Source organism: Luteibacter sp. KNZ12-1A, from assembly GCF_056755675.1.
Genome location: NZ_JBPGXU010000158.1, coordinates 1 through 5810 on the forward strand (window position 1 = coordinate 1; position 5810 = coordinate 5810).

Here is a 5810-nt window from a genome sequence, read left to right on the forward strand (position 1 = left end):
GCGCGAATTCGGGCGGATCCTGGTGGGCGCGCGCGATGCCGCCCAGGCCGGTGTCCTGCTCGAGCGTGTCGCGACGCCGCAGCGCCTGCCGAACGATTCCACCGCCTGGCTGGCGATGAGCGAGTTGGGCGAGAACCTGGGCCGCCACGACTACGCGAAAACCGTCGGTGACGCCGCGCTGACCCGTTTCCACGATGGCACCACCTATGCCTGGGCGGGACAGCAGAAGTTCCGGGCGGGCGACAAGGAAGGCGCGAAGAAACTGTTCGCCAAGGCCGTGGCGAAGGATCCGAAGAACCCCCGGCTGCGCCTCGCCTACGCCACCTTGCTGATCCAGGGCGGGGATGAGAAGGCCGCGACGAAACTCCTCGCCGGCGGTCCCCAGAACGGCGATACCTACGCCATGCGCATGACGCTGGCCGCGCGCGCCGGCGACAAGGTGGCGATCCGCCGCCTGTACGACGAGATCCGCAAGCAGCCGGACGATGTCCAGGCCGACAACGCCTTCACCCTCGGCCAACTGGCGGAACTGCTCGGCAAGCAGGAAGACGCGCTCGACTGGTACGCCGCCGTGGGCGACGACGATCCGCGCATCTTCGATGCCTCGGTGCGCAGCGCGGTGATCCTCCACCTGCAAGGAAAGGACGACGACGCCCACGAGATCGTGGCCGAATTGCAGACCACCTACGCCGATCGCCCCGAGCAACTGCGCAAGGCGTTCGCGGTGGATGGCGAGCTGTACATGGATGCGCGCCGCTTCGATGCCGCCGTGGATGCCTACGACAAGGCGCTCCGCGTGAAGCCCGACGACACCGAGATGCTCTACGGCCGCGGCCTGGCCTATGCCGAAGCGGGCCGGATCGACCAGGCCGTGGCCGATTTCCGCAAGGTGCTCGAACTGAAGCCCGGCGATATCGAGGCCAGCAACGCGCTGGGCTATACGCTGGCCGACAACGACCGCGATCTCGGCGAAGCGCAAAGCCTCATCCAGGCCGCCCGCGCTGCACGTCCGGACGATCCCTCGGTGGCCGATTCCTGGGGCTGGCTCAAGTTTCGCCAGGGTCAGCTCGACCAGGCGGAAAGCACCCTGCGCGGGGCCTGGTCCCAGCGCAAGGACGCCGACATCGGCGTGCACCTGGCCGAGGTGCTATGGAGTCGCGGCCAGCACGACGAAGCACGCAAGCTGCTGAACGAGGTGCGCCGCATCGATCCGAAGAACGCCACGCTGCAGAAGACCGAGCGGAAGCTCAATCCTTGATGGGTTTCCGCAAGCGTTCATCGCCGCTGAAGCGGCTCCCACAGGGACTCTCGCTCGGTAGTGAAGTCCTGTCGGAGCCGCTTCAGCGGCGATGAACGCGAAGCGCAGCCTCCACCCCGCCCGTGAGCTTTCCCCACCGATGACCCGGCTCCTACTCCTCGCGGCGATCGCCCTCCTGCTCGCCGCCTGCGCCACGACACGTCCGCAAGTCCACCAGGCCGGTGACGCCGTCACCCTCGGCATGCAGGAACAGCGCGAACGCAGTCTCGCCGACAGCGACCACTGGACTCTGCAAGGACGCCTTTCCGTCTCCGACGGCAAGGACTCCGGCTCTGGCGGGCTCACCTGGCGCCAGGACGGGGAGCACTATGAATTCACCGTGCGCGCACCCGTCACCGGGCGCAGCTTCCGCCTCACCGGTGGTCCGGAAGGGGCCGAGCTGGAAGGCCTGGACGGTGGCACGCGCCGCGGTCCCGACGCGGAATCGCTCATGGCCAGCGCCGTGGGCTGGCAGATCCCGATGACCGAACTCAAGCGCTGGGTGCTCGGCCTGCGTGCCGACAGCGGTCCCGCGGACATCGTCTTTGGGGCGGACCGCCTGCCGTCGCGCCTGGTGCAGGATGGCTGGACGGTCGATTACCGGCAGTGGGATGCCGCGAAGCAACCGCCGATGCCCGTGCGCGTGTTCGCCGAGAAGGCGCCGTACAAGGTGCGCCTGTCGATCGAGGACTGGTCCTTCGGCAGGTAGGGGCGAGCGGCTCGTGGGATGCGCGCGGGTACCGCATGATGTTGGCGCTTAAGCAGGTTACGAAATATCTCAAAAACTTGATGCCTGTGACCCGGGTCACGTTTTTTGCCCGTAGGAACATGCGAATGTTTTCGCACTCGGGGGAGTAAAGCAGAGCAGGGAGGCCATGGAGCTTTTCCGGCAAGAAGCGCTGAAGGCACGGGCCGTGCCGACATTGGGGACCATCCACGTTGCCAGTCCACCCGGCCATGCCGTTTGGGTCGGCTTGAGCGTGGCGATCGGCCTGGCCGTCGCGGGATGGATGGCTTTCGGACACTACACCCGCCGTATCCACGCCACGGGAATCCTGGTTCCCGCTGCTGGTCTGGTCGAGGTTAACGCTCGTCTCGCGGGCACGCTCTCGGAACTCCCCGTGGCGGAAGGTACCCGGGTTCGGCGGGGCGATGTCCTAGGCACTATCGTGGCCGAGCGCATGAGCGCGGGTGGGGAACAGGTGGCGGCGCTGATTTCCGCTGGTGTCCGGCGACAACAGCAAGAACTGCGCACCGCGATCCGCAATGGCGACCTCGTCGACGGGCAAACCCTCGCCGACCTTCGGCACAGCCTGATCATCGCCACGAGCCAGCGCCAGCAGGTGGATGAGCAACTTGCACTGGCCCAGCGGCAAGTGCTGGCGAGTCAGGAACTGCTCGACAAGATCGAGCCACTGCGGTCCAAAGGCTATGTATCGGCCTTTCAGGTCCAGCAGCAACAAGCCCAGGCCATCGACGCCCAGAATCAACTGAAGGTGCTGACCCGCCAACGGTCGGACATCGAGCAGCAGATCGGAAACCTGCGTACGCAGATCGAACAGCATCCGCTGAAAGCGGAAGCGCGCCGGGGAGAGTTGGAGCGGCAGCTGGCACAAGCCGGTCAGATGTTGCTTGAGAACGAAGCCGGGCGGGCGATGAAGGTGGTGGCCCCTACCGATGGCATCGTGACGTCGGTGCTCGTCAAGCCCGCCCAGTCGGTCCAGATGGGCCAGTCGATGATGGCTATCGTGCCGGAGCAGGGGGCTCTTCAAGCGCAGATGTTGGTGCCTAGCGACATCGTCGGGTTCGTGCGCAACGGCGCCTCGGTCGCGCTCCACTACAAGGCTTTTCCGTATCAGAAGTTCGGGGTCGAGCATGGAGCGGTGGCGCAGGTCTCGCGGAGCGCATTGACACCCATCGAAGTCGGGGTGCTTCGGGGTGGCGCGCCCGTCGAGGAACCGATGTATCGCGTCGACGTCGACCTGCGTGCGCAAAGCATTCAGGCCTATGGACGCACCGAGCCTCTGCGCCCTGGCATGGCCGTGGAAGCCGACATCCTGTTGGAAAGGCGCCGCGTCATAGAGTGGGTCTTCGAGCCCCTCTACGGTCTGGCCCGCCGGTTCGATTCGCCGGAGCCCGCGCCATGAGTGTCTTTTCGGATCGCCTTCATTTCGGGGCGTCGGCCCGTCTGCCCGTCCTTCGCCAGTCGGAGGTCGCCGAGTGCGGCATGGTGTGCCTGGCCATGGTGGCGGCCTACCACGGTCAGCACCACAGCCTGCCAGCGTTGCGTCAGCGCTTCGCGCTTTCTGTCAAGGGTACAGACCTGGCGCAGCTGATGGAGATGGCGCACGCGCTGGGGTTTGCCGCACGTCCGGTACGCCTGGAGGTGGACGAACTTGCTGCATTGAGCACCCCGTGTGTCCTCCACTGGGACATGGACCATTTCGTGGTGCTCAAGGAGGTTCGCGGGCAGCGCGTCACCGTCCATGATCCGGCCGTCGGGCCGCGGACGATGAACCTGCGCGATGTGGGGGCACATTTCACAGGCGTGGCATTGGAACTCAGCCGCGGGGCGACCTTTGCACGGCAGGCCAAGCCGCCGCCGGTGTCGTTGCGGACGCTGGCGGGATCGATTCGGGGCCTCTGGAAAGGGCTGGGCCAGGTCATGGCGCTGGCACTGGTGCTGGAACTGTTCGCCCTCCTCGCCCCGCAATACCTTCAGATCATCGTGGACCAGGTGCTCGCTGACGACGATCGCGACCTGCTGGCATTCCTCGGCTACAGCTTCGCGGGATTGCTCGTGGTCCAGACTTTGGTGTCGGGCCTGCGCTCGTGGATCGTCGTGTGGTTGAGCGCGTCCTTCAACCTGGCATGGTCCGGGAATGTCTTCCAGCATCTGCTCAAGTTGCCCCAGGACTATTTTCTCAAACGTCATCTGGGCGACATCGTCTCCCGCTTCGGCGCGGTCTCCGTTATCCAGCAGACCTTGACCACACGATTCATCGAGGTATTGATCGACGGATTGATGGCCACGCTCACCTTGGTGCTGTTGTTCATCTATAGCGTGTCCCTGGCCTCGATCGCGTTGGCCAGCGTGATCGTTTACACAGTGCTGCGCCTGGCCTACTTCCGTGCCTTCCAGGAGGCCAACCTCAATCTCATCATGGTGAATGCAAAGCAGCAATCCACCTTGATGGAATCCATTCGTGGCTCACAAGCGGTGCGCCTTCAGAATGGCGTGGCTCGCCAGACCGGACGTTTCTTAAACGCCACCGCCGATGCGCTGAATACCTCCGTCGCGGTTCAGAGGCTGACCCTGATTTTTCGTGGACTCGGCAGCTTTTCCTCCGGAGCCCAGCGTATCGCCATTCTTTGGCTCGGCGCGTCGTTGACTCTCCGAGGGCAAATGAGTGCGGGCATGCTGATGGCCTTCGTGGCCTACGCTGACCAGTTCACGGCGCGGGCATCCAGCCTGATCGACTATGGCATCGAGCTTCGGATGCTCCGGCTTCAGGCCGAACGCCTGGCCGACATCGTCCTCACGCCACAGGAGGCCCATGTCGAAGGCACGCACTCGCATCCACCGCTGGATCCGTCGCTGGCTTTCCGCAACGTGGCGTTTCGATACGCCGCTGGTGAGCCATGGGTGCTCGAGCAGTGCACCTTCGATGTACATCCTGGTGAATGCGTGGCTATTGTCGGCGTGTCCGGCGCCGGCAAGAGCACATTGTTGCGCTTGTTGATGGGCTTGCTGGATCCCGTTGCGGGGGAGATCCAGTTGGGCGGCATGGACCTGCGCAAAGTCGGCAAATCCCGGTATCGGTCGATGGCCCGAAGCGTCATGCAGGACGACCAGCTCTTTGCAGGCTCCATCGGGGAAAACATCGCCTTCTTCGCCGATGACGCGACGCCAGAGCGTATCGAACGCGCCGCGAGGCTGGCCCAACTCCACGATGACATCGTCGCAATGCCGATGGGGTACCACACGCTGGTCGGCGACATGGGATCGTCCCTCTCAGGCGGTCAGCAGCAACGCGTGCTGCTGGCCCGTGCCCTCTATGCGGAACCACAGATTCTCGTCCTCGACGAGGCGACCAGTCATCTCGATGTGGCGCGCGAACAAGCGATCGCGGCCATGCTCTCGGAACTGAAAATCACACGCGTCGTCGTGGCCCATCGCACGGAAACCGTTGCCGCGGCGGATCGGGTCTTGGTGCTATCGAACGGACAGGTCACGGAGGCCAGGCGACAGCGGCCCACGCCATCGGGCGGGGCCTTTCAACCAACTGATATGGAGCGAAACAATGCGGGAACTACAGTTGCGTGAATTGGCCGCTGTGTGCGGCGGACGGCGGATGCAGCGTCTCGAGGATGGGATGCGACCCATGGAGATCGATCCGGGCAACGATGGCGGTGCCGTCGATCTTCCGCCCATTATCGTGACGGCGCCTTCGGGCGGCGGTTGGGGCTTTCCAGGTGGAGGCGGAAGCGGGGGCGGTGGCGGTGGTGGGAC

Annotated in this window: 5 protein-coding genes; 4 read left to right on the top strand and 1 reads right to left on the bottom strand. The window is 64.8% G+C overall.

Features of this window, described 5'->3' with window-relative positions:
• From ACR9ZJ_RS18695 to ACR9ZJ_RS18710, 4 genes are all read left to right on the top strand, one after another.
• Positions 1-1258 (top strand): tetratricopeptide repeat protein (locus ACR9ZJ_RS18695; protein WP_481288607.1); only part of this gene is annotated, 1258 nt, incomplete at its 5' end.
• Between the two features lie 139 nt (positions 1259-1397).
• Complete coding sequence (gene lolB, locus ACR9ZJ_RS18700) at positions 1398-2006, top strand: lipoprotein insertase outer membrane protein LolB (protein WP_481288608.1); 609 nt, start codon at positions 1398-1400, stop codon at positions 2004-2006.
• A 166-nt stretch (positions 2007-2172) separates the two neighbouring features.
• Entirely contained in the window at positions 2173-3444 is a 1272-nt protein-coding gene (locus ACR9ZJ_RS18705; RefSeq protein WP_481288609.1) for an HlyD family secretion protein, read from the top strand.
• A complete protein-coding gene (locus tag ACR9ZJ_RS18710) occupies positions 3441-5624 on the top strand; it encodes a peptidase domain-containing ABC transporter (RefSeq protein WP_481288610.1) in 2184 nt (727 codons plus the stop codon). The genes ACR9ZJ_RS18705 and ACR9ZJ_RS18710 overlap by 4 nt, the downstream gene beginning before the upstream one ends.
• On the opposite strand, the gene ACR9ZJ_RS18715 is transcribed toward ACR9ZJ_RS18710, so the two are convergent.
• The coding region (locus tag ACR9ZJ_RS18715) for a hypothetical protein (protein ID WP_481288611.1) at positions 5611-5810 on the bottom strand (200 nt) is incomplete at its 5' end. The two genes, ACR9ZJ_RS18710 and ACR9ZJ_RS18715, sit on opposite strands and share 14 nt — an antisense overlap.